Raw genomic sequence first — 21,681 nt, forward strand, 5'->3', positions numbered from 1 at the left:
GTATATCTGGTCCGGAGCATCATTTATTCATGCCTGCCTTGTTGATTGTCTGCGGTTTTTTTCTGCTAGTGCTCGGTTGGCTGTGGGTGGCTTTGGCTGCCCGTAAGCTGCCTATTGCACGTTTTCTCCTGGCTCTGCTTGCAGCCCCTGTCACATTGATCGTGCGGCGGCGCGGTTATGCCCGGCTGCCGCGTCTGCTGATCCTGGTGGGACTGATACTGATCCTGGCAGGTGTTGCGCTGCTGCAGCGCGAGCAGCCGGACCGGTTCCACCAGCTGCTGGCTGGTGAGTGGGCTACGCCTGCCAATAGCGGTATTGGCATCGACGGAGTGTTGATGGGCCAGCCCTTCAGGCCAGACCGCGTGCTCTGGCGCAGCAACGAACTGGTGTTCGAGGAAGGTCCACCTGAGCGCATACGCCGCGCCCTGGCCATACGCTTTGCCGCGGCGAATGAGCTGCTCGTCTCACGCACTATCGAGCGGTTGCCAGGTGATACCGGGCCCTGGCCAGAGTTACTGCTGCAGTGGCATACCGGGGCGTTGAGCGAGCCGGGTCTTCTGCGAGTGACGGATGATTACACCCTGAGTCTGGATTTTGTCCCGCTGCCGGGCCAGTCGACCCGCGTGCAGCTGCGCCTGCATCTGCCGACCACCCCAGCCACGCTGCTCAGCGGTGAAGCCACACTGGCAAGCAGTCCCGCCTGGCTGGTCGGGCTGCAGGAGTCGGTTGCGACTCCTGCAGCACCAGTGATAAAGCCGCCTGCCAACAAACAGTCGTCCGAGGTACCTGCCAGGTCCCAATGGCAGGATGTGAGTATCCTTGCGGTGCTTGATGAGTCGCAGTTCTTTACTGGCCAACAGGTACGTCTGACCACCCACGCGGGGCGGACCTATGAAGGGCGCCTGAAAACCATCAGCGCGGATCGCCGGATCGTGTTGGCACAGAGCAGTGGCGCTAACCAGGTGGATTATCATTTTCGCCCCGCCGATGTGCTCAAGCTGCAGGTGCTCTATAGATAATCGCGGTCATCGCGCAGCCTTGAAATTCTTCCCGTTGTCCCCATTAAAGGCACATCAGCGCGGCTGTGCTACCGCGCCTTTTGCCTGAAGCCTTTTAAACGATGCTTCTAACCGAACCATAGGGAGACAACCGAAGATGACCGTGGAAGCCCAGAAGGAAACGCTCGGATTTCAGACCGAGGTCAAGCAGCTACTGCATCTGATGATTCACTCGATGTACTCGAACAAGGAGATATTTCTCCGCGAGCTGATTTCCAACGCATCCGATGCATCCGACAAGCTACGCTTCGAAGCGATTGCCAGGCCGGAGCTGCTTGAGGATCAGCCTGATACCGTTATTCGCATCAGTTCCGATGAAACAGCCAATACCCTGACGATCGAAGACAACGGTATCGGCATGTCCCGTGATGAGGTTATCGAGAACCTGGGCACCATTGCCAAGTCAGGTACCGCAGCGTTCATGCAGCAGCTTAGCGGCGACCAGAAGAAGGACGCCAGTCTGATCGGTCAGTTTGGTGTGGGTTTCTACAGCGCCTTCATCGTCGCTGACAAGGTGGAAGTCTTCACCCGTCGTGCCGGTACGGACAAGACCCAGGGCGTGCGCTGGGAATCGGCAGGTGAGGGCGAATTCACCATCGAGACTGTGGAAAAGGCTGAGCGCGGCACCCGCATCGTGCTGCACCTGAAAGCGGCCGAGTCCGAGTTCGCCGATGGCTGGCGGCTGCGTAATGTGGTCAAGAAATATTCCGACCACATCTCATTACCGATCGAATTACCCAAGCAGAAGCAGGGCGATGAAGAGCAGCCCGGCGAACTCGAGTGGGAGACCGTCAACCGTGCCAGCGCCCTCTGGACCCGTCCGCGCAGCGAGATCAGCGACGAGGAGTACCAGGAGTTCTACAAGCATGTGTCGCATGACTTCGAGAACCCGCTGAGCTGGAGTCACAACAAGGTTGAAGGCAAGCTGGAGTACACCAGCCTGCTGTACGCCCCCGGACGCGCACCTTTCGATCTGTACCAGCGCGAGGCACCCCGCGGACTGAAGCTTTACGTGCAGCGCGTGTTCATCATGGATGAAGCCGAGCAGTTCCTGCCGCTGTATCTGCGTTTCATCAAGGGTGTGGTCGACTCCAACGACCTGTCGCTGAACGTTTCGCGTGAAATCCTGCAGAAGGATCCGGCGATCGACAGCATGAAGTCGGCGCTGACCAAGCGCGTACTCGACATGCTGGAGAAGCTGGCGAAGAAGGAACCGGAGAAATACGCAACCTTCTGGAAGAATTTTGGCAGCGTAATGAAGGAAGGCCCGGCTGAAGATTATGCCAATCGCGAGAAGATCGCTGGCTTATTGCGCTTCGCCTCTACCCAGCAGAACGATGATTCGGAAGTGGTCAGCCTGGATGAGTACATCGGGCGCATGCAGGAAGGTCAGGACAAGATCTATTACCTGACCGGTGAGCGCTACAATCAGGTGAAGAACAGTCCGCACCTGGAAATCTTCCGCAAAAAAGGCATTGAAGTACTGCTGCTGACCGACCGTATCGACGAGTGGCTGATGAGCCATCTCAACGAGTACAAGGGCAAGGAGTTTGTCGACATTGCCCGCGGCGATCTGGATCTGGGCAAGCTGGATGCCGAGGAAGACAAGCAGGCACAGGAAGAGGCGGCCAAGGCCAAGGCTGATCTGGTACAGCGCATCAAGGATGTGCTCGCCGACAGCGTCGATGACGTCAAGGTCTCGCATCGCCTGACCGACTCTCCCGCAGTGCTGGTAGTCACCGAAGATGGCATGGGTCTGCAGATGCGCAAGATCCTCGAGGCGACCGGTCAGAAGGCGCCGGAGAGCAAGCCGATCATGGAGATCAATCCTGCTCACCCACTGCTGGAGAAGCTGGATCAGGAGCAGGACGAGGGACGCTTTGGTGATCTCAGCCACATCCTGTTTGACCAGGCAGCCCTGGCGGCCGGCGAAAGCCTGCAGGACCCCGGCGCCTATGTGCGTCGTCTGAATGCCTTGCTGGTTGAATTGAGCAAGTAAATCCGCAAGCTCGAGAAAAGCCCCGCCTGACCACGTCAAGCGGGGCTTTTTGCTGCGTATCGACGGAATAGTTTTCGACAATATGTGAAAACGCCCCTGCGCGGCGCCCCAGAGGCTATCCTCTTTCCACCGAAACGGTATGTCCAAGGATCTGACAGATGAAAAAGACACTTTCCACCCTGATGATGGCCACCGCCGCCAGCATGGCGGGTATTGCCCAGGCCGAAATGATCGCTACTGCGGTTGCCTACGAGATCGAAGGCCAGGCCTACGAGGGAATGCTGGTCTATGACGACTCGGTCAAGGACAAGCGGCCAGGGCTCCTGATGGTGCCCAACTGGATGGGCGTGACCGAAAACGCGGCGAAAAAGGCTCAGCGGGTCGCCGGCAGCGAGTATGTGGTTTTTGTTGCCGACATGTATGGGAAAGACATCCGGCCGCAGAACGCCGAGGAAGCCGGCAAGGCTGCCAGTGCTGTGCGCAGTGACCGGACAATAATGCGCAAGCGGGTCAATGCCGCGCTGGATGTGTTCAAGGCCCAGGCCGGCGAGGTTGCGCTGGATGTCGACCATATCGCAGCGATCGGTTTCTGTTTTGGTGGCGGTACAGTGCTGGAGCTGGCGCGCTCCGGCACCCAGTTGCAGGGCGTGGTGTCATTCCACGGCAATCTGGACACACCCAACCTCGCAGATGCCGAGCAGATTCGTACGCCGGTACTGGTGCTGCACGGTGCCGACGATCCCTACGTGCCCGAGGAGCAGGTGCAGGCATTCAAGGCAGAAATGCGCAGCGCCGATGTTGACTGGCAGTTGAACACCTATGGCGGCGCGGTGCATTCCTTTACCGATCCGACCGCGAATATGCCCGGCAAGGCCGAGTATAATCCGGTCGTTGCCGAGCGCGCCTTTGCTGCGATGCATAGTTTTCTTGCTGACAGCATGGCCGAGTAGACTGGTGGGGTCGGGTAGTCCGGCCGGGTAATTTTTTTGGCAAACCAACAGAGACAGGAAACAGAGGATGTTGAATTTCAGACAGGCGGTGCTGGCAACCCTCACCAGCGTCTGGTCCCTGGCAGTGTTTGCCCAACAGCCGCCATTGCCGGTGATTGCCGTCGCGGCCGAGAGCCGGCAGATAGCCAACCCCATCGAGGCGCTGGGTACGCTCAACGCAAACGAGACTGCGGTGTTGAGCGCCAACATCACCGCAACCATCTCACGCATCCGCTTCGACGACGGCCAGCGGGTCAAGCAGGGGGATGTGCTGGTCGAACTCACCAACCGCGAACAGCTCGCCCAGTTGCGGGAGGCCGAGGTCAGCCTGGCCGATGCCGAGCGCCAGCTGGCCAGGGCCAGGCAACTGGTCGAGAGCCGTGTACTGTCGCGCCAGGAGCTGGATGACCGTGTTCGCGCGGTGGACATAGCGCGCGCCCAGTTGCAGGCGGTCCAGGCGCGTCTTGCGGACAGGTTGATACGTGCTCCATTTGATAGTGTGGTCGGCCTGCGCCAGGTTAGCGTTGGAACGCTGGTCGTGCCTGGAATGCCGGTTGCGACACTGCACGACGACTCTGTGATGAAACTCGACTTCAGTATTCCCGAAACCCTGATGGCGCAGATCACCCCTGGTCAGGAGCTGGTCGCAACCAGTCGTGCCTACGGCGATGAATTGTTCAAGGGAGAAATCGCCAGTCTGGATAACGAAGTGGATCCGATTACCCGCTCCATCCGCGTGCGTGCCCTGATCGATAATGCCGATGCGCGGCTCAAGCCGGGTATGCTGATGACAGTCGATCTGCGTAGTGACGCGCGCCAGGCAGTGGTGATTCCCGAGGAGGCACTACTGCCGCTGGGGCGTGATCAGTTCGTAATGGTTGTCGAACCGCAGGGTGAGGGTTATCTGGCCCGCCGGCAGCAGGTGCAGACCGGCCTGCGCGAGCCCGGACTGGTCGAGGTAACCGAAGGCCTGGAAGCCGGAGAGCGCGTTGTTACCCACGGCAACTTCCGCCTGCAACCCGGTCAGGTGATCAGCATCAAGGCCGAGCTCGAGCCCGGTGAGTCTCCCCGGGCCGTGATTTCGGCCACTCCCTGATCCCCCCGGAGCAATCGAAATGATTCTTTCCGATACGTCGGTCAAAAGGCCAGTATTCGCCAGTGTTCTGGCCCTGCTGTTGGTGATCTTCGGGCTGGTGGCATTCAGCATGCTGCCGCTGCGCGAATATCCCGATATCGACCCGCCTGTAGTCACCGTGGAAACAAACTACCGCGGCGCTGCGGCCAGCGTGGTGGACTCGCAGATCACCCAGATCGTCGAGGAGCGTATCGCTGGCGTGGAGGGTGTCGAGTACATCGAGTCCCAGAGCCAGGATGGGCGTTCGCAGATAACAGTGCGGTTTGCGATCAGCAAGGACGTCAATGAAGCAGCAAACGACATTCGTGACCGGGTGTCAGGCATTCTCGACGACTTGCCCGCCGAAGCCGATCCGCCGGAAGTACAGAAGCTCGATGCCAATCAGGAAGTCATCATCTGGTGGAACCTGACCAGTGAGCGGCTCACCTTGCCGGAGCTCACGGACTATGCGGAACGCTACCTGGTGGACCGCTTTTCAACGCTGGATGGCGTCGCGCGTGTGCGGGTTGGTGGCTCGCAGCGCTATGCGATGCGGGTATGGCTCGACCGGCAGGCTCTGGCCGCGCGCGACCTGACTGCTGCGGATGTGGAAGCCGCGTTGCGCGCCGGGAACGTCGAATTGCCCGCCGGCTCGATCGAATCGCGCACCCGCCAGTTCACCGCACGGGTGGCCCGCTCGTTCGAGACCGCGGATGATTTTGCCCGGTTGGTAATCGCCCGCGGTCCGGATAACTATCTAGTGCGCCTGGGCGATGTGGCTCGGGTGGAGCGCGGTACCGAAGAAGATCGCAACCTGTTCCGCGGTAACACTGTACCCATGGTCGGTATCGGGCTGGAGCGCCAGTCGACAGCCAATACGCTCGAAGTATCCCGTGTGTCCTCGGCGCTGGTAGCGGACCTGAACACGACCCTGCCTGAAGGTATGCAGATCCTGCCCAGTTTTGACAGCTCGGTATTTATCGAGGGTGCGGTGAAGGAGGTCTACACCACACTGGGTATCGCACTGGTGCTGGTGGTGCTGGCGATCTTCCTGTTTCTCGGCAGCCCGCGGGCGATCCTTATTCCGGCGGTCACCGTTCCCGTATCAATGACGGCGACCTTCATCGCCTTGCTGCTGTTCGGTTTCACGGTGAATCTGCTGACATTGCTGGCACTGGTGCTCGCCATCGGGCTGGTGGTGGATGATGCGATCATCGTGCTGGAAAACGTCCGGCGACGTATTGACGAGGAGGGCGAGACACCGCTGGTAGCCTCCTACCGGGGTTCCCGCCAGGTAGCCTTTGCGGTGGTATCCACCACGCTGGTATTGATCGCCGTCTTTGTGCCCATCGCGTTTCTGCAGGGCGATATCGGCCGGCTGTTTTCGGAGTTCGCATTGACCATGGCGGCTGCGGTTGCCTTTTCCAGTTTCGTGGCCCTGACGCTGTCACCTATGCTGGCATCGAAGCTGCTCAAATCCCGCGGCGATGAGAATCGCCTGAGCCGCTGGGTCGACAACACGCTGGTAACCAGTAGACGTATCTATGCGCGCATGCTGATCGTCGTGCTGCGCTGGAAATGGGTCTCGCTTCTTGCCGTGGTTGCGCTGTTCGGCTTCAGCGGCTGGCTCTTCACCCAGTTGCCCTCGGAGTACACCCCGCGAGAGGATCGCGGCGCGTTTTTCATAATCGTCAACGGCCCCGAAGGTTCGACCTACGAGTACATGACCGACTACATGGACGAAATAGAGTCGCGGATGATGAAGTACGTCGAGAAGGGCGAGGTGACCCGTTTGCTGGTGCGTGCGCCACGCTCTTTCGGAACGGTAACCACATTTAATACCGGGATCGTGATTGTCGTGCTTGAGGACTGGGCCGAACGCCGGGGCGGCTGGGAGATCATGGGCAATGTACAAAAGGATCTGGCCGACCTGACCGGCGTTCGTGCTTTCCCGGTCATGCGTCAGGGTTTTGCCGGGGGCCAGTCGCAACCTTTCCAGCTGGTGATTGGCGGTGCCGGCGATTACCAGCAGCTAGCCGAATGGCGTGACACGGTGCTGGACAAGGTCAAGGAGGACAACCCGGGACTGGTAAATATCGATTCCGACTACAAGGAAACGCAGCCGCAGCTGGAAATTGCCATCGATTACGACAGCGCCGCCGATATGGGCGTCAATATCAGCAATATTGGTCGTACCCTGGAGACCATGCTCGGTTCACGTCGGGTCACCACCTACATCGATGATGGCGAAGAATACGATGTGATCCTGGAGGGTGAACGGTCGGAGCAGCGCAGCGTCAGCTCGCTACGCAATATCTACGTAAGATCGGATACCACCGGTGAGCTGATACCCCTGTCCAATCTGGTCAGTATCAAGGAGTACGCGGGCTCGACCACCCTCAATCGCTACAACCGCAACAGGGCCATCACAATCGAGGCTTCGCTGGAGGATGGTGTCGCGCTTGGCGACGCGCTGGACCATGTCGAGCAACTGGCCCGCGAATACCTGCCGGAAACACTGGTGATCGACTACAAGGGACAGTCGCTGGATCTGCGCAAGGCCGGCGGTTCGCTGCTGTTCGTCTTCATGCTCGGGCTACTGGTGGTGTTTCTGGTGCTGGCGGCGCAGTTCGAAAGCTTCGTGCATCCACTGATCATCATGTTGGGTGTGCCGGTAGCGATCGGTGGTGCACTGTTCGGCCTGTGGATTACCGAGAACAGTCTCAACCTGTACAGCCAGATAGGCCTGGTCATGCTGATTGGTCTCGCCGCGAAAAATGGCATCCTGATCGTCGAGTTTGCCAATCAGTTGCGTGATGCCGGCAAATCTTTCGATGATGCGCTGTTGGAAGCGAGCACGTTGCGTTTGCGTCCTATCCTGATGACCGGCGCTACGACTGTGGCCGGTGCGGTGCCCCTGGTGATCGCGTTTGGAGCGGGAGCGGAAACGCGCTCGGTTATCGGTATTGTTGTTGTGTCGGGGGTAAGCGTCTCGACTGTACTGACCCTGTTCGTGATTCCTTTGCTATACAGTTTGCTTGCCCGCGGTACCAGCTCGCCGGACGCGGTACGTCAAAGGCTGGAAAAGGAAGAGTCGGAGGCGAATAGCAAATGCGGCAATGCCTGAGCATTAATAGCGATTATTCATGTCCGTGATGATGGCTGAACAGGCTCTAGCGCAGAGCTTTCGCCTCGCTTTGCGAGCGCGCGGCTACGCTGTAGCCGCCGTGGAACGGGCGTTGCCGACGTTGCTGTAACCTGCTTTTCCACGCTCGGTCGCAACTAGTCGCGTTTGTTGCCGAATGTAGCAGCTATGCCCATTTGCAGGCTGTAGCGGCATAATGGTCCGCACACCGACGGCCCACTCCTTTTGGGGCTGTTTTACAACAAGAAATTCCGAACGCATGGAGTCTGTAATGTCAAAACCCGAACAGCCAGGTTGGCACTGGGGTCCGTTTACCTTCCGCGTCCCTTTCTATCACACCCGGTTCTATTGGCAGGAAGCCATGCAGGGGCTCTTTGTAGCCGCTGCAACGGGTCTGGCTCTGGTGCCTTTGATGATGGAGTTTTTCGGTCTCGGATTTGAGGAAGCAGTAGCGGTCTCGATGATTCATTCTGCGATCATTGCGTCGGCCATTATCGTGTTCGGTGAACCCTATGCACCTGGCTGGATCACTCCGGCATTGCCATTGGTGCTGGCCTATGTGCTGGGTGGCTACGATGATCCGGCGTCGCGCTGGCAGGCGATGACTGCGCTGTCGCTCAACTTTGCCGGCCTGCTGTTCATTCTCGGGGTGTCCGGCCTGGGCAAGAAGTTCGTTCTCTGGTTACCGGATACTCTGAAGGCCGGCATCATTCTTGGCGCCGCAATCGCCGCCCTCAAGCGGGTTTTCATTGATGATGCCGAACGTTTTCTACTGCAGCAGCCGATTGCGATCACGCTGGCCTGTGCCGTGTGCCTGATCTTTGCCTTCTCGCTACCGATGCAGAAGCTCAAGGCCAAATACAAGTTGTTTGCGATTATTGGGGCGCTGGGCCTACTGCCGGGCTTTCTGATCGCGGCTATTGTCGGTCCGATGGTCGGTGAGGTCTCCTACGATATCCAGTGGGGCATACTGCTTCCGCCGGTGGCAGATGCCTGGGCCCAGATGTCGCCGTTTGCGATTGGCTGGCCGAGTCTGCAGATGTTCCTGGAGGGCATGCCGCTGGCGATCATCACTTATGTCATTCTGTTCGGCGACATGGTTACCGGTAACGAAGTGATTCGCGATGGCCTGACTGCAAGGCATGATGAGCATGTCGACATCAACCCGACCCGCACCCACCTTTCGGTAGCAATCCGCAACGCGGTGATGGGTGTGACCGCACCTTTCTTTCCCACGCAGGGTGCCATGTGGACAGGTGTACAGGTGATCATCGTCCAGCGCTGGAAGCTGGGCAAGGAGAACATGAACAGTCTGCACAGCGGGCTGGCGTCCTATTATCTGATGGGCCTGCCGATCATGTTCTTTTTGTTGCCCTTGCTGACCGGACTGCAACCGCTGCTGGGCATCGCCCTCTCCCTGACGCTGGTGCTGACCGGTTTTGCCTGTGCCTATGTGGCCATGGCCATTCCGCAGAACAACACTTCCCGCGGCACCGTGGTGCTGATTGGCGCCGCACTGGCGTTCTTCGAACCCTGGATAGGTCTGCTGTTCGGCGTGTTGGCCACCATTCTGCTGGTCGGCTGGGACGTCAACCGTGATCCGATTCCGCACGAGGACTGAAGGCTCGGAGAGCCTGCCTGGAGGCAAGTGGAAAGCAGCCATTTGCAGGCGGCAGTCTACAAGCCTGAACCTCGAGGTACGGGAGGTTTTGGGGTGACCTGGCTCAGGTCACCTTGATATCCCCAAGGGCGGCATCACACTAAGGCCGCTAGCCGCTTTTTCCAAGGAAACCCTGTGCGCCCCAATTCAGACAGTCAATATGCCGGTGGCCCGGTCAACTGGCGCATCATTACCAGTCTGATTCCCTATCTCACTGAGTTTCGCGGTCGGGTTGCCCTGGCGATGGGGTTTCTGCTGCTGGCCAAGCTGGCTGGTGTCGCAGTGCCATGGGCGCTCAAACTGATTGTCGAGCATTTCGAAGACACCTCCGACGCCCTGGTGCTTGTGCCTGTAGCCCTGCTGGCGGCCTACGGCTTGCTGCGCTTTGGTTCGGTGTTCTTTTCCGAACTGCGTGATGCGGTATTTGCCCGTGTGGCAGAGCGGGCAATGCGCCGGGTATCGCTTCGCGTGTTCGAGCACCTGCACCGGCTGGATCTTGGCTTTCACCTGTCACGCCGCACCGGCGGCCTGGCGCGCGATATCGAGCGGGGGACAAGTGGTATCAGCTTTTTGCTGCGCTTCATGGTGTTCAATATTCTCCCCACCCTGCTTGAAATCGGGTTGATCGCGGTCATCCTGTTGCTCAATTTCAGTCCGATGTATGCGCTGACCGTGCTCGGTTCGGTATTGTTCTATGGGGCTTTCTCGATCTGGTGCACGGAATGGCGCAACCGCTTCGTGCGCGAGAGCAACAAACTGGACAATAGTTCCAATACGCGAGCGGTGGACAGCCTGCTGAACTACGAAACGGTCAAATATTTTGGCAATGAACGTTTCGAGGCCCAGGAATACGACCATCATCTGGAGGGCTGGGAAGCCGCGCGGATGAAGAATCGCTTATCGCTGGCTGCGCTGAATTCGGGGCAGGCACTGATCATTGCCGGCTCAGTGACGCTGATGATGGTAATGGCGGCCAATCAGGTGGCAGCCGGAGACATGACGCTGGGGGAACTGGTGATGATCAACGCCTATATGCTCCAGTTGTTTATTCCGCTGGGCTTTCTGGGTTTTATCTACCGAGAGATTCGCGAGGCATTGACCAATATCGAGCGCTTGTTCGGTTTGCTGGAAGCCCCGGTGAAAGTGGCTGATGCGCCAGACGCGCGGGAGCTGAGGGTAACGGGCGGCGCGGTCGAATTCGACGCCGTCGAGCATGCCTATCACGCCGAGCGGCCGATTCTGCGCGGCGTCAGTCTCCAGGTGCCTGCCGGTCACACCCTGGCCATCGTCGGTCCCAGCGGCGCCGGAAAATCCACGCTGGCGCGATTATTGTTCCGCTTTTACGACGTATCTGGCGGTGCCATCCGCATTGATGGCCAGGATATTCGTGATGTCACCCAGCACAGCCTGCGGCAGGCTATCGGGGTGGTGCCGCAGGATACGGTGCTGTTCAACGACACCATTGGCTACAACATTGCCTACGGTCGGCCCGGTGCAAGCGCGGAGGAGATCTGGCAGGCGTTGAAAATGGCGCAGCTTGAAGATTTTGTGCGGCGCCTGCCCGATGGGCTCAACACCCAGGTAGGGGAGCGTGGCCTGAAGCTTTCCGGTGGAGAAAAGCAGCGGATTGCGATTGCACGGGTGCTGTTGAAAGACCCGCCCATTCTGGTACTGGACGAGGCGACGTCGTCCCTGGACACCCACGCAGAACGGCTGATTCTTGATGCCCTCAATCTGGTTTCGCGCAAGCGCACCACGCTGGCAATTGCCCACCGGCTTTCTACCATCGTGCATGCCGAGCGCATACTGGTGCTCGATCAGGGGCAGGTAGTGGAACAGGGGAGTCATGCCGAGTTGCTGGCGGCGCAGGGAGCCTACGCCCGGCTCTGGGCTGACCAGCAGCGTGAATCGGCCGACAACAACACGGCCGGACTCTGAGAGTGGGTGGCCTTTAGCAATATTTCAGCAGGAGAGAACCATGAGCAAGGTGATTGAGCAGTGGCACGAGATTGTACGCAATCAGGACGCGGCGGGGCTGGATAGTCTGCTTGCCGATGACGTGGTATTTCATTCGCCGGTGGTGCACACGCCCCAGACCGGGAAAAAGATCACTCGCCTGTACCTGATGGCAGCGATGAAGGTGCTTAACGAGCCAGGGCATTTCGTGTACCTGCGCGAAGTCGTCCAGGGCAGGCATGCAGTGCTGGAGTTTCAGACTGAAATTGACGGCGTTACGATCAACGGTGTAGATATGATCGAGTGGAATGACGCCGGCCAGATAATTGATTTCAAGGTCATGGTCAGGCCGCTCAAGGCCGTCAACGCGATACATGCTGCTATGGGAAAGATGCTTGAGGCGTTCAAGGCAGGGTGCTGATGTCGCAGGCAGCCTGTTGTTGCCCATTTAGTGGCTGGACTCTAAATCAGTCATGGCGCGAGCTGATAGCAATTTGCTATATTGACGGAAACATGGCGTCATAATCTAGTCATGTGTTCGTGTTGTGCCATCGATCCATGCAATCAAGACCGCGGAGTCCAAGAATGAGAACATCTTCCGCCCGGGCTCTGCAGCCCTTGTTCCGCCACGTACCTGGCCATCGAGTCATGCTCGTCCGGAAAGTTCTGTGATCACGCGCGTCATCATGATTCAGACCTATCTATTCATGCTCGGCTGCGGGTTGGTGATGTTTGGCCTCTTTGCCGGCGGTGACTTTCTGCTGCAGCACGAGCCCGCTCTAGCCACCGTGATGTTGCTGCCGGACAGCGCGTTGCTGGCCATGCTATTGGGCGCGATGCTTTTGGGCTGTCTGAGCAGGTCTGCCTGGTGGCGCCTGCTGCCGGCGATCTGCGTTGTCGGGTTGTGCATTTACAGCCTGGTGCATTCATGGTTGGCAGGCGGTCACGACCAGGGTGTTTCGCTGCTCAGCGGCTTTCTTCGTATTCGCGATGGCCTGGCAGCGGTGATGCTATTGCCCGCCCTTGCGCTGCTTGCAAGCGGTACGAGCGGCCGTCTGGCAGCGCGACTGGCTGCAGTGGTGCTGCTGGCGGTGTGTCTGCTCCAGGCCCTGGCCATGCTAGGCATACTAACGCTGCCTTTCTGGCTGGGCTTCAAGTTTTCCGCTAACCTCATGGCTGCACTGGTAACCGGGCTGACCGGTGTCGCCATGCTCGCGTGGAGTTTTTTGCCATCCTCCAGCTCCCTCGGGCTTTCACGTACCAGTCTGGTGCTCGGTATTGCCACCGCTTTCGCTGCGGCACTGACCTGGCACCAGTTGTCGCAAAGCAATATCCGTCACCTGCAAGCAAGCAGCGACCTTCTGCTCGATACCGCCGAGCAGTATATCGTGCGGGAGCTGGACGCGCGCAAACGGCTGTTGCAACGCATGGGGGAGCGCTGGGAGACAGTTGATAAGCTGCCCGCAGACAGCGTATGGCTTCAGGAGTCTGGCAGTTACCTTCGCGATTACGACGATTTGCGCTTTGTCGCCATGCTGGACACGGAGCTGCATCCGGCGCTTCTCAGGGAGACGGCAGGGATGGTTACGCCAACGGTCGGACAATTGCTTGCCAGGACCGAACCAGCGACGTTGTGGCACCAGTCACACATCAGTGCAGAGCAGGGCCGGGTGTTTCTCGAGGGCCGAGTGGACCATTACGGACTGCTCGCTATGCCGCTGCGACTCCAGGGTCAGTTTTGGTTGCTGACCGCTGGCGTGGATCTGCGCGGGCTATTGGCAGATGCCCCGAGCAGCCCGGCGCAGGCTTTGGTGCTGCGGGTGGAGCACGCTGGTCAGGCAATTAACGAGTTGCCCGTCGAAGCCGCATTTCTGCCTGTGCAAACCCGCAGCTTCGAACTCGAACACGGCGAGCCCTGGAAGTTACAGACGCTGGTAGCCCGCGAGTACGCACCGGGAGGGGGGGGTGGCCTGGCTGCGAGCGAGTTCGGTTTCCTGTTGCTGGTCGGTATGCTGATGATGATTACTCAACGCATGACCAGCCTGGCAATATACCGCAACCGTTTATTGCGCCGGTTGACCGGCACATTGCGAAGTAATATGCAGCGCCAGGCGGAATTGCATTCGTTCAATGAGCAGATCATGCGTCATTCGCTGGACCTTCTTTGTGCCCTCGATTCCGAAGGCAGGGTCCTGCGTGTAAGCCAGTCGTCACTCAGCATCTTCGGCTATCTGCCGGAGGACATGCAGGGCAGGTCTGTTCTGGAATTTATTGTTGCCGACGACGGCGATGCGACCATGAAAATGATCAGCGGGCTGCATCGTGGCGAGGTGATCCGTGATTTTCGCAACAGGTACTGGCATCGCGACGGCCATCAGGTAGATATGATGTGGTCTGCCGCTTGGGATCCGGAATCCGACATGCTCTTCTGCGTCGGACGGAATATCAGCATACTGGTGGTCGATGAGCGTTTTGCACGGGACCAGAAAGATGTGCTTGGCATGATCTCGGCGATGCAACCCTTGCCGGAGATACTGGATAACATTTGCGCGATGGTCGAGCGGCGTCTGCCCGGTAGCCGCGCTTCCATTACCATGGTTGACTCGGACTCCGGCACGCTCAAAGTGCTCAGTGCGCCGATCCTGCCTGCTGAATACTGCGCTATCGTCGATGGCCTCGTGCTTGCCGAGGGGGCCAGTTGTTGCGCCACGGCGGCGTACCGGGGAGAGGCCATCAGGGTCGATGACGTTGCCGAGTCTGACCTGTGGGCCAACTATCGTGAGGTCGCTCTGGCTGCAAAGCTTCTGTCCTGCTGGTGCATGCCGATGATGAGCAAGAACAATGCGGTCCTGGGCACGCTCTCACTCTATTGTGCAGAAAAAGGCCTGCCGGGTATCGATGCTCAGGTGATGCTGACTTGCACACAGATGGCCGCACTGGCCTTCGAGCGTGCGGAAGACCAGGCACAGCTCTCTGCCAGCGAACAGCGCTACCGCTCGCTTTTCACGCACAACCCCGATGCGGTGTTTTCCTTCGACCGCACCGGCGCGTTCACCAGCATGAATGCATCGGGTTACGCGCTGACCGGCATGACTCCGGAAAGCCTATTGGGTACTCATTTCGCGGCGATCGTCGATCCTGCAAAGTTAACCGCGACCCTTGAGAATTTCGATCGCAGCATGGCTGGCGAGCCGCTGCGCTACGAGACCAGTATCCGGGATGCCGATGGGACGCTGCTGGAATTGGACGTTTCCAATTTGCCGGTGGTGATCGATGGCGAGGTCGTTGGCATATTCGGTATTGCCAAGGATCTGCGCGCAATAAAGGCTGCCAAGCGGGATCTGGAGCGTCAGCTGGAGTTTACCCAGGCAGTCACTGACAGTCTGCAGGAGGGGTTGGTTGCCATTAATGCCCAGGGAATGATCGGCTTCGCCAATCCGGCTGCCAGTGAGATGCTAGGACAGCGGATTACCCATGCCGAGTCGTACCTTGGCCAATGGGCGCCGCTAGATCCGGCCGAGTGGCTGAATCTTCCAGATACCGGCCTGTCCGGCGAGTTCGAGCTAGGCCGGAAAGAGGGGAAGGAAATCCGGCACATTGCCTATCGCGTCGCACCTTTACATGTTGTTGGGAACGGCGACGGATGGCTGATCACCCTGCGTGACCGTACTGCCGAAGTAGAGGCGGGGCGTGCGCTGGCCGAGCGCGACCAGTTTTTCAGCTTGTCTCGGGACCTGTTCTGCATGATCAGTCTCAAGGGCTTGTTCGTACAGCTAAACCCCGCAATGATCGAGGCTCTGGGTTACGGGCCTGGAGAGCTGATAGGTCAGCCCTATCTCAACTTCCTCGTGGCGGCCGACCGCCCGAAAGCCGAGGCGGCGATGAACCAGCTTGCGCGAGGTCAGATCGTCGAGCGTCTTGATCTGCGGGTGCGCAGTGCTGCCGGCGTGGTCAAGACCCTTGAACTCAACTCGGCCCTGGGGGACGACCGGATCATATACGTGGTTGCCCGGGAGGTGACCGCGCAACGGGATATGGAGAAAGTCTTCGAGCAACATCGGACCCTGTTTGAGATTGCGGGTAGCATCGCGCGTATCGGTGGCTGGATTATCGACCTGCAAAACAACAAGGTCATACTCTCGGATGAAGTCTGTGCGATTCATCAAATACCTCCGGGTAGTGTTATCGAGATGGAGCGTGTAGTAGACCTCTACGTGCCAGAGTGCCACCGGGAACTGCGCTCGAAACTGAAATCCTGCATGGCGCATGGTGAGCCCTACGAGCTACGATGCCAGGCGCTCAATGCGGCTGGCGAGCGGATATGGGTGCATCTTATGGGCAAGGCATTGCGCGCCGATGATGGCGAGATTACCGGTATTCAGGGCGCAGTGCAGGACATCAGCGATGTGGTGCGCACCGAGAATGAGCTGCAGCGGATGGCATCACGCATGCAAAATACCCTCGACAGCATTACTGATGCGTTTTTCTCGGTGGACGCCGGCTGGCACTTCACCTACATCAACCAGCGCGCCGAGGATCTGCTTGAGCGTGAAGCCGCTGAGCTGCTCGGGCATAATTTGTGGGAGATGTTTCCCGAGGCGCGCTCTAGCGAGATTTACCCGCGCTATTACCAGGCGATGGCTTCGGGGCAGAGCCAGCATTTTGAAGTCTATTACCAGGGCCTGCAGCGCTGGCTTGATATCAGCGCCTACCCCTTCGAGGACGGTCTGTCCGTGTACTTTCGCGACATCAGTGAGCGCAAGGAAAGTGAGCAGAGACTGCATATGGCCATGGCAGAACTTGAGCGCAGTAATCGTGAGCTGCAGGATTTTGCCTTCATTGCTTCCCATGATCTGCAGGAACCGCTGCGCAAGGTGCAGGCATTTGGCGAACGGCTGGAGAGGCGCGCGGACCAGCTCGACGAGACAGGCCGGGACTATCTCAATCGCATGCGCCAGGCGTCGGGGCGAATGCAGAATCTGATTCAGGATTTGCTGAGCTATTCGCGGGTGACCACGCGCGGGGGAGCGCTGGAGGTCGTGTCTCTGGATCGGGTTCTAGACGGAGTCCTGGCAGACATGGAAACGACCATCGAAAACGCCGGCGGTACAATCCAGAGGCAACCATTGGCGAACGTCCAGGGAGACGTCCGTCAACTCGGCCAGCTGTTGCAGAATCTGCTTAGCAACGCACTGAAATTTCATCGTCAGGATGAATCTCCGGTTATCCGGGTGTACGGTGAAAACGGTGAAGACGGCAACTGGACCCTGAGTGTTGCCGACAACGGCATCGGTTTCGACGAGAAATATTTGGACCGTATCTTCAATCCATTCCAGCGTCTGCATGAGCGCCAGCAGTTCACTGGTACCGGTATCGGCCTGGCCATCGTGCGCAAGATTGCCGAGCGCCATCAGGCCGGGTTGAGCGCGCGTAGTGAACCCGGGGTAGGCAGCGTTTTCAGTGTGACCTTCCGCGAGACAACAGTAGTGCGAGCAAGCACAAACAGCTCAACTGGCTCGGGTACACCCTTATGACATTTGCAACGCAGCGATCAAAGCCGGAAGTACGGAAGAGGCTTATGACCAGCTACACTAAAACAAAGTTCAATGAATCATGGGGCTTGCCAATCGCATGAGCACGAGAAATTCAGCTGGAGCGCTGCGGCACATTCTCGTTGTCGACGACGATGAGGATGATTGCATGCTGGTACGCGAAGCATTCGCAGAAAGCAGGCCGGAAAGCACTCTCGGTTTCGTGCACGACGGTGAGCAGTTAATGGATTATCTGCTGCGCAAAACGCCGTACGAGGACAGGGTGCGCTATCCGATGCCTGACCTGATCCTGCTGGATCTGAATATGCCGCGTATGGATGGGCGCGAGGCGCTATGTGCGATCAAGTGTCACTCACAGCTCAGGCGTCTGCCGGTTATCGTTCTGACAACTTCGTCGGCATGTGAAGATGTGGCGCAGAGTTATGATGACGGGGCCAACTCGTTCATCACCAAGCCGTCCAGCTTCAGTGAGCTCTGCCGGCTGGTTAGAATGCTCGGCGATTACTGGCTGGAGCTTGTTTCGCTGCCGCCGCCGGTTAGGGAGGTTTGATGCACCAGGGCGAGACCCTTCGATTGTTGCTGATCGAGGACGACGAGGACGACTTTGTGATCCTCCGCGAACTCCTTGAGGATGTTCCGGAACAGCAGTTCCGACTGGAGTGGGTCTCCACCTATGATGCCGGGCGCGAGCATGCGCTGATGCACCAGCACGACGTGTTACTGGTGGACTATCGGCTGGGCGCCGATTCCGGCCTGACGTTGATCAGCGAACTGAATGCGCAGGACCTTCAGGTGCCGATGATATTGCTCACCGGTCTTGCCGACAGCGAGCTGGATACCCGTGCGATAGAGCTGGGTGCTTCGGACTATCTGGTCAAGGGCGAGTTCACTGGACCCATGCTTGCACGCAGTATCCGCTATGCGCGTGATCGGGCGCAGATCAATAACAAGCTGGTCGACAGTGAAGCGCGCTATCGGGTGTTGTTTGAGTCCAATCCGGAGCCGATGTGGGTGTTCAGCGGGGACGAGCAGCGGATTCTCACGGTCAACGAGGCAACGGTGAAAATGCTCGGTTACAGCCGAGCCGAGCTGATCGGCATGTCTACATTGGATCTGCGATCTGAGGAAGAGCAGGCCCGTTTTACCGAGCTTTACCCACGGCTGCGTGATGGTGAACTGTCTGGTCGAATGGGGGTCTGGAGCTATCTGCGTAAGGATGGCTCCCTGCTTCACGCCGAAGTGCATGCACACCCATTTGAATACATGGGTCAGTCAGCCTATCTGGCATTGGTACTGGATATTTCGGCCAAACATCGCGCTGAGACCGCGCTGGAACAGAAACAACTGGCGTTCCATCAGCTCCTTGAGGACTCGCGCGATGCCTTGCTGGTGGTGGATACCGATGGGGTTGTGCATTACGCCAACAAGTCTGCCGAGGAACTGTTCCACGGACGCCCCGGACGTTCACCGGTAACCCTGCCGGAGGGTAGCGGGCCCGCGCGCTTCGACAGTCATCTGACCATCGAGAATGGTGAAAGGATAGAGCTGGAAGTGCAACGCTCATCCACCGAGTGGGACGGGCAGGCGATGGAGTTGTTGTCGTTGCGGGACATTACCCGGCGCAAGCTACAGGATGCCCAGTTGCGCCTGCTACAGCGGGGGCTGGAAGCAAGCATCGATGGTGTGATTATCGTCGATGCGATGCAGGATGACATGCCGATCATGTATGCCAACACTGCTTTCAGCAAGTTGACCGGCTATTCGGAGGCAGAGATCCTCGGACGCAATTGCCGTTTCCTGCAGGGCGAGGATCGCGAGCAGCCTGCGATTAACGAATTGCGTTCGGCCATCGCTGCGCAACGTGATGTCCAGATTGTACTGCGTAACTATCGCAAGGACGGCAGCATGTTCTGGAATGAGCTCTACGTAGCGCCAGTGCCCAATGAGGAGGGTATTGTCACGCACTTCATAGGGGTGCAGAACGACCTTACGGAACAAAAGAAATACGAAGATGAGTTGGCGCATAGCGCCAGTCATGACCGTCTGACCGGGCTGGTCAGTCGGCAGATCCTGGAAGACCGGCTGCGCCAGGGAGGAGAAATAGGTCAGCGCTACAATCGCAGAATGGCAGTGTTGTTCGTCGACCTGGATAGCTTCAAGCCGATAAACGATTCGCTTGGCCATAGCATGGGTGACCAGGTGCTGATTCAAGTGGCACGGCGCCTAGAGGCGGCGGTGCGACCAGGAGACACCGTCGCGCGCATGGGCGGTGACGAGTTCATTGTTCTGCTACCTGATCTTGCCCATGAGGAGGACGTGATCATCGTTGCCGATCGCATCATGGATCAGATCGCCAGGCAGTTCGATGTTGAGGGCGTCTCCCTGCAATTAACCTGCAGTATCGGCATAACCTTATCTGACGAGCATGGCAAAGGCGACCCGCTGCAGCTTATCCAGCAGGCAGACCTGGCGATGTACAAGGCCAAGCAGCATGGCCGCAATGATTATCAGTGGTATACCGACGATCTGACGCAGCGGGTGCACGAGCGTCTGACCCTGCGCGCCGATTTGCAGCAGGCGATAGAGCTTGGCCAGTTCGAGCTGTACTACCAGCCGCAGATCGCGGTAAAGGATGGACGTGTATGCGGATGCGAGGCGTTGTTGCGCTGGAAGCATCCCGAGCGCGGCATGATTCCGCCGGACGTGTTTATTCCCATGGCCGAGGCAACGGGCCAGATCGTCCCGCTGAGCGAGTGGGTGGCGCAGCGTGCCTGCCAGGACGCTGTGCTGTTATGCCACAAACTCTCCAGGGATGCGGCCGTGGCGATCAACGTCTCGCCCCTACACTTCCAGCGCAGCAGCTTCGTAGCTTTTATCCAGCGTATGCTCGATGACAGTGGACTGGATCCCCGGTGTCTGGAGCTGGAAGTGACTGAAGGCCTTCTGTTGAATAACATTGAGGAGGCCATTGGCACCCTGCAGGAGCTGAAGGACAAGGGTATCAAGATCGCGATTGACGATTTCGGTACCGGCTTCTCCAGTCTCAACTATCTCAAGCGCTTGCCAATCGACAAGGTGAAGATAGACAAGGCGTTCATCGACGATCTCAACGATGACGGTCGGGATGCGGCGATCGTCCAGTCCATCATCACGCTTGCGCATAACCTGCAGCTTACGGTAGTTGCGGAGGGGGTCGAGACTGACGAGCAGCGGATTTTCCTCGCGCAGCACGAGTGCGATCAGATACAGGGTTACCTGTTTGCCCGGCCAATGCCCTACGCTGAACTGATTGACTGGATCGATCAGTGGGACATGAGACCGCGGGGTCAGGCTTAGCGCCTTTTCCCGCGCAAGCGCCCGGCGCATCGGCTGAAGCGCCGGCGGCGTTTCAGATGCTCGCTGGTTGCATTGGCGTAGCCGTGGAAACAACAGCCGAGGATAGCGGTGCAATCCCGGCGAGCATTGCCGATGCAGCAACCACCTCACCAATCACCAGAACTGCCGGACTTTCCAGCTCGAAGTGACCGGCCTCGACACACAGCTGGGCCAGTGTGCAGGCGTGATGGCGCTGATCCGGCAGGCTGGCCCGCTCGATCATCGCCACCGGAGTGGAGGCCGGCATGCCACCGGCGAGCAATCCCTGCTGAATCTGCTCCAGCCGGGCCACGCCCATATAGACCACCAGGGTCGTGCCGCCCTGCGCCAGACCCTGCCAGTTAAGCTCACTGTCGTCCCGGGTATGCGCAGTCACAAGCGTCACACCACGGCTCAGGCCACGCAGTGTCAGCGGGATGCCACACTGGGTGGCGCCGGCCAGGCCCGCGGTAATGCCGTTGACCGTCTCCGATGCGATACCACGCGCTGCCAGCCATTGCGCTTCTTCACCAGCCCGTCCGAAAACACACGGGTCACCTCCTTTGAGCCGCACCAGCCGTCTGCCCTGACGCGCATAGCGCAGCATCAGTCGGTTGATGAATTCCTGCGGTGTCGAGCGGCAGCCGCCACGCTTGCCGACGCGGATTATTCTGGCCTGAGGACAATGTTCGAGTATCGCCGGATTGACCAGGTCATCGACCATCACGACCTCGGCCTGCGACAACACCCTGGCTGCTTTTAGCGTCAGCAGCTCCGGATCGCCGGGGCCTGCGCCTACCAGGTGGACTAGCGGGCTTGCGCAGTGCATTTGAGTAGTCACGGTGCTATTTCCT

The 21,681-nt window shown here is 58.7% G+C and carries 12 protein-coding genes; 11 read left to right on the forward strand and 1 reads right to left on the reverse strand.

Annotation, left to right across the window (positions count from 1 at the left end; translation table 11 throughout):
• Positions 1–29 precede the first annotated feature (29 nt).
• The 11 genes from ABYA88_RS01160 to ABYA88_RS01210 all read left to right on the forward strand — a co-directional run bounded on the left by ABYA88_RS01160 (position 30) and on the right by ABYA88_RS01210 (position 20,809).
• Positions 30–1,019, forward strand: a complete 990-nt coding sequence (locus ABYA88_RS01160; RefSeq protein WP_373184680.1) for a hypothetical protein — start codon at positions 30–32, stop codon at positions 1,017–1,019.
• A 136-nt stretch (positions 1,020–1,155) separates the two neighbouring features.
• A complete protein-coding gene (htpG, locus tag ABYA88_RS01165; RefSeq protein ID WP_373184682.1) occupies positions 1,156–3,057 on the forward strand; it encodes a molecular chaperone HtpG in 1,902 nt (633 codons plus the stop codon).
• A 158-nt stretch (positions 3,058–3,215) separates the two neighbouring features.
• Positions 3,216–4,007, forward strand: a complete 792-nt coding sequence (locus tag ABYA88_RS01170) for a dienelactone hydrolase family protein (RefSeq protein ID WP_373184684.1) — start codon at positions 3,216–3,218, stop codon at positions 4,005–4,007.
• Positions 4,008–4,074: 67 nt separating this feature from the next.
• Positions 4,075–5,142 carry an efflux RND transporter periplasmic adaptor subunit gene (locus ABYA88_RS01175; RefSeq protein ID WP_373184686.1) on the forward strand — a complete coding sequence of 356 codons (1,068 nt, stop codon included), beginning with the start codon at positions 4,075–4,077 and terminating at the stop codon, positions 5,140–5,142.
• Positions 5,143–5,161: 19 nt separating this feature from the next.
• Positions 5,162–8,287, forward strand: coding sequence for an efflux RND transporter permease subunit (locus ABYA88_RS01180; RefSeq protein ID WP_373184688.1), 3,126 nt, complete (start codon positions 5,162–5,164; stop codon positions 8,285–8,287).
• Positions 8,288–8,576: 289 nt separating this feature from the next.
• On the forward strand, positions 8,577–9,926 hold the full coding sequence (locus ABYA88_RS01185) for a hypothetical protein (RefSeq protein ID WP_373184690.1): 1,350 nt from the start codon (positions 8,577–8,579) through the stop codon (positions 9,924–9,926).
• A 174-nt stretch (positions 9,927–10,100) separates the two neighbouring features.
• On the forward strand, positions 10,101–11,903 hold the full coding sequence (locus ABYA88_RS01190; protein WP_373184692.1) for an ABC transporter ATP-binding protein/permease: 1,803 nt from the start codon (positions 10,101–10,103) through the stop codon (positions 11,901–11,903).
• 40 nt (positions 11,904–11,943) lie between these two features.
• Complete coding sequence (locus ABYA88_RS01195) at positions 11,944–12,342, forward strand: nuclear transport factor 2 family protein (RefSeq protein ID WP_373184694.1); 399 nt, start codon at positions 11,944–11,946, stop codon at positions 12,340–12,342.
• A gap of 247 nt (positions 12,343–12,589) precedes the next feature.
• Positions 12,590–17,455 (forward strand): PAS domain S-box protein, encoded by a 4,866-nt coding sequence (locus ABYA88_RS01200; RefSeq protein ID WP_373184696.1) that lies wholly within the window; start codon positions 12,590–12,592, stop codon positions 17,453–17,455.
• A gap of 97 nt (positions 17,456–17,552) precedes the next feature.
• The gene (locus ABYA88_RS01205) at positions 17,553–18,023 is read left to right on the forward strand and encodes a response regulator (protein ID WP_373184698.1); all 471 of its coding nucleotides are present in this window, start codon (positions 17,553–17,555) and stop codon (positions 18,021–18,023) included.
• Complete coding sequence (locus tag ABYA88_RS01210; protein ID WP_373184700.1) at positions 18,023–20,809, forward strand: EAL domain-containing protein; 2,787 nt, start codon at positions 18,023–18,025, stop codon at positions 20,807–20,809. Before ABYA88_RS01205 ends, ABYA88_RS01210 begins: the two co-directional genes overlap by 1 nt.
• Before the next feature lie 52 nt (positions 20,810–20,861).
• Here ABYA88_RS01210 and cobA read toward each other — a convergent pair whose 3' ends face one another.
• Positions 20,862–21,656 carry a uroporphyrinogen-III C-methyltransferase gene (gene cobA / locus ABYA88_RS01215; RefSeq protein ID WP_373184802.1) on the reverse strand — a complete coding sequence of 265 codons (795 nt, stop codon included), beginning with the start codon at positions 21,654–21,656 and terminating at the stop codon, positions 20,862–20,864.
• Between the last annotated feature and the right edge of the window lie 25 nt (positions 21,657–21,681).

It is taken from the genome of Halopseudomonas sp. (assembly GCF_041579695.1).
Lineage (GTDB): Bacteria > Pseudomonadota > Gammaproteobacteria > Pseudomonadales > Pseudomonadaceae > Halopseudomonas.

What these genes read in the sequence shown, in the direction of transcription:
- ABYA88_RS01160 (WP_373184680.1), top strand. Translation starts at nt 30, where the DNA reads ATGCCTGCCTTGTTGATTGTCTGCGGTTTTTTTCTGCTAGTGCTCGGT.
- htpG (WP_373184682.1), top strand. Translation starts at nt 1,156, where the DNA reads ATGACCGTGGAAGCCCAGAAGGAAACGCTCGGATTTCAGACCGAGGTC.
- ABYA88_RS01170 (WP_373184684.1), top strand. Translation starts at nt 3,216, where the DNA reads ATGAAAAAGACACTTTCCACCCTGATGATGGCCACCGCCGCCAGCATG.
- ABYA88_RS01175 (WP_373184686.1), top strand. Translation starts at nt 4,075, where the DNA reads ATGTTGAATTTCAGACAGGCGGTGCTGGCAACCCTCACCAGCGTCTGG.
- ABYA88_RS01180 (WP_373184688.1), top strand. Translation starts at nt 5,162, where the DNA reads ATGATTCTTTCCGATACGTCGGTCAAAAGGCCAGTATTCGCCAGTGTT.
- ABYA88_RS01185 (WP_373184690.1), top strand. Translation starts at nt 8,577, where the DNA reads ATGTCAAAACCCGAACAGCCAGGTTGGCACTGGGGTCCGTTTACCTTC.
- ABYA88_RS01195 (WP_373184694.1), top strand. Translation starts at nt 11,944, where the DNA reads ATGAGCAAGGTGATTGAGCAGTGGCACGAGATTGTACGCAATCAGGAC.
- ABYA88_RS01205 (WP_373184698.1), top strand. Translation starts at nt 17,553, where the DNA reads ATGAGCACGAGAAATTCAGCTGGAGCGCTGCGGCACATTCTCGTTGTC.
- ABYA88_RS01210 (WP_373184700.1), top strand. Translation starts at nt 18,023, where the DNA reads ATGCACCAGGGCGAGACCCTTCGATTGTTGCTGATCGAGGACGACGAG.
- cobA (WP_373184802.1), bottom strand. Translation starts at nt 21,656, where the DNA reads ATGCACTGCGCAAGCCCGCTAGTCCACCTGGTAGGCGCAGGCCCCGGC.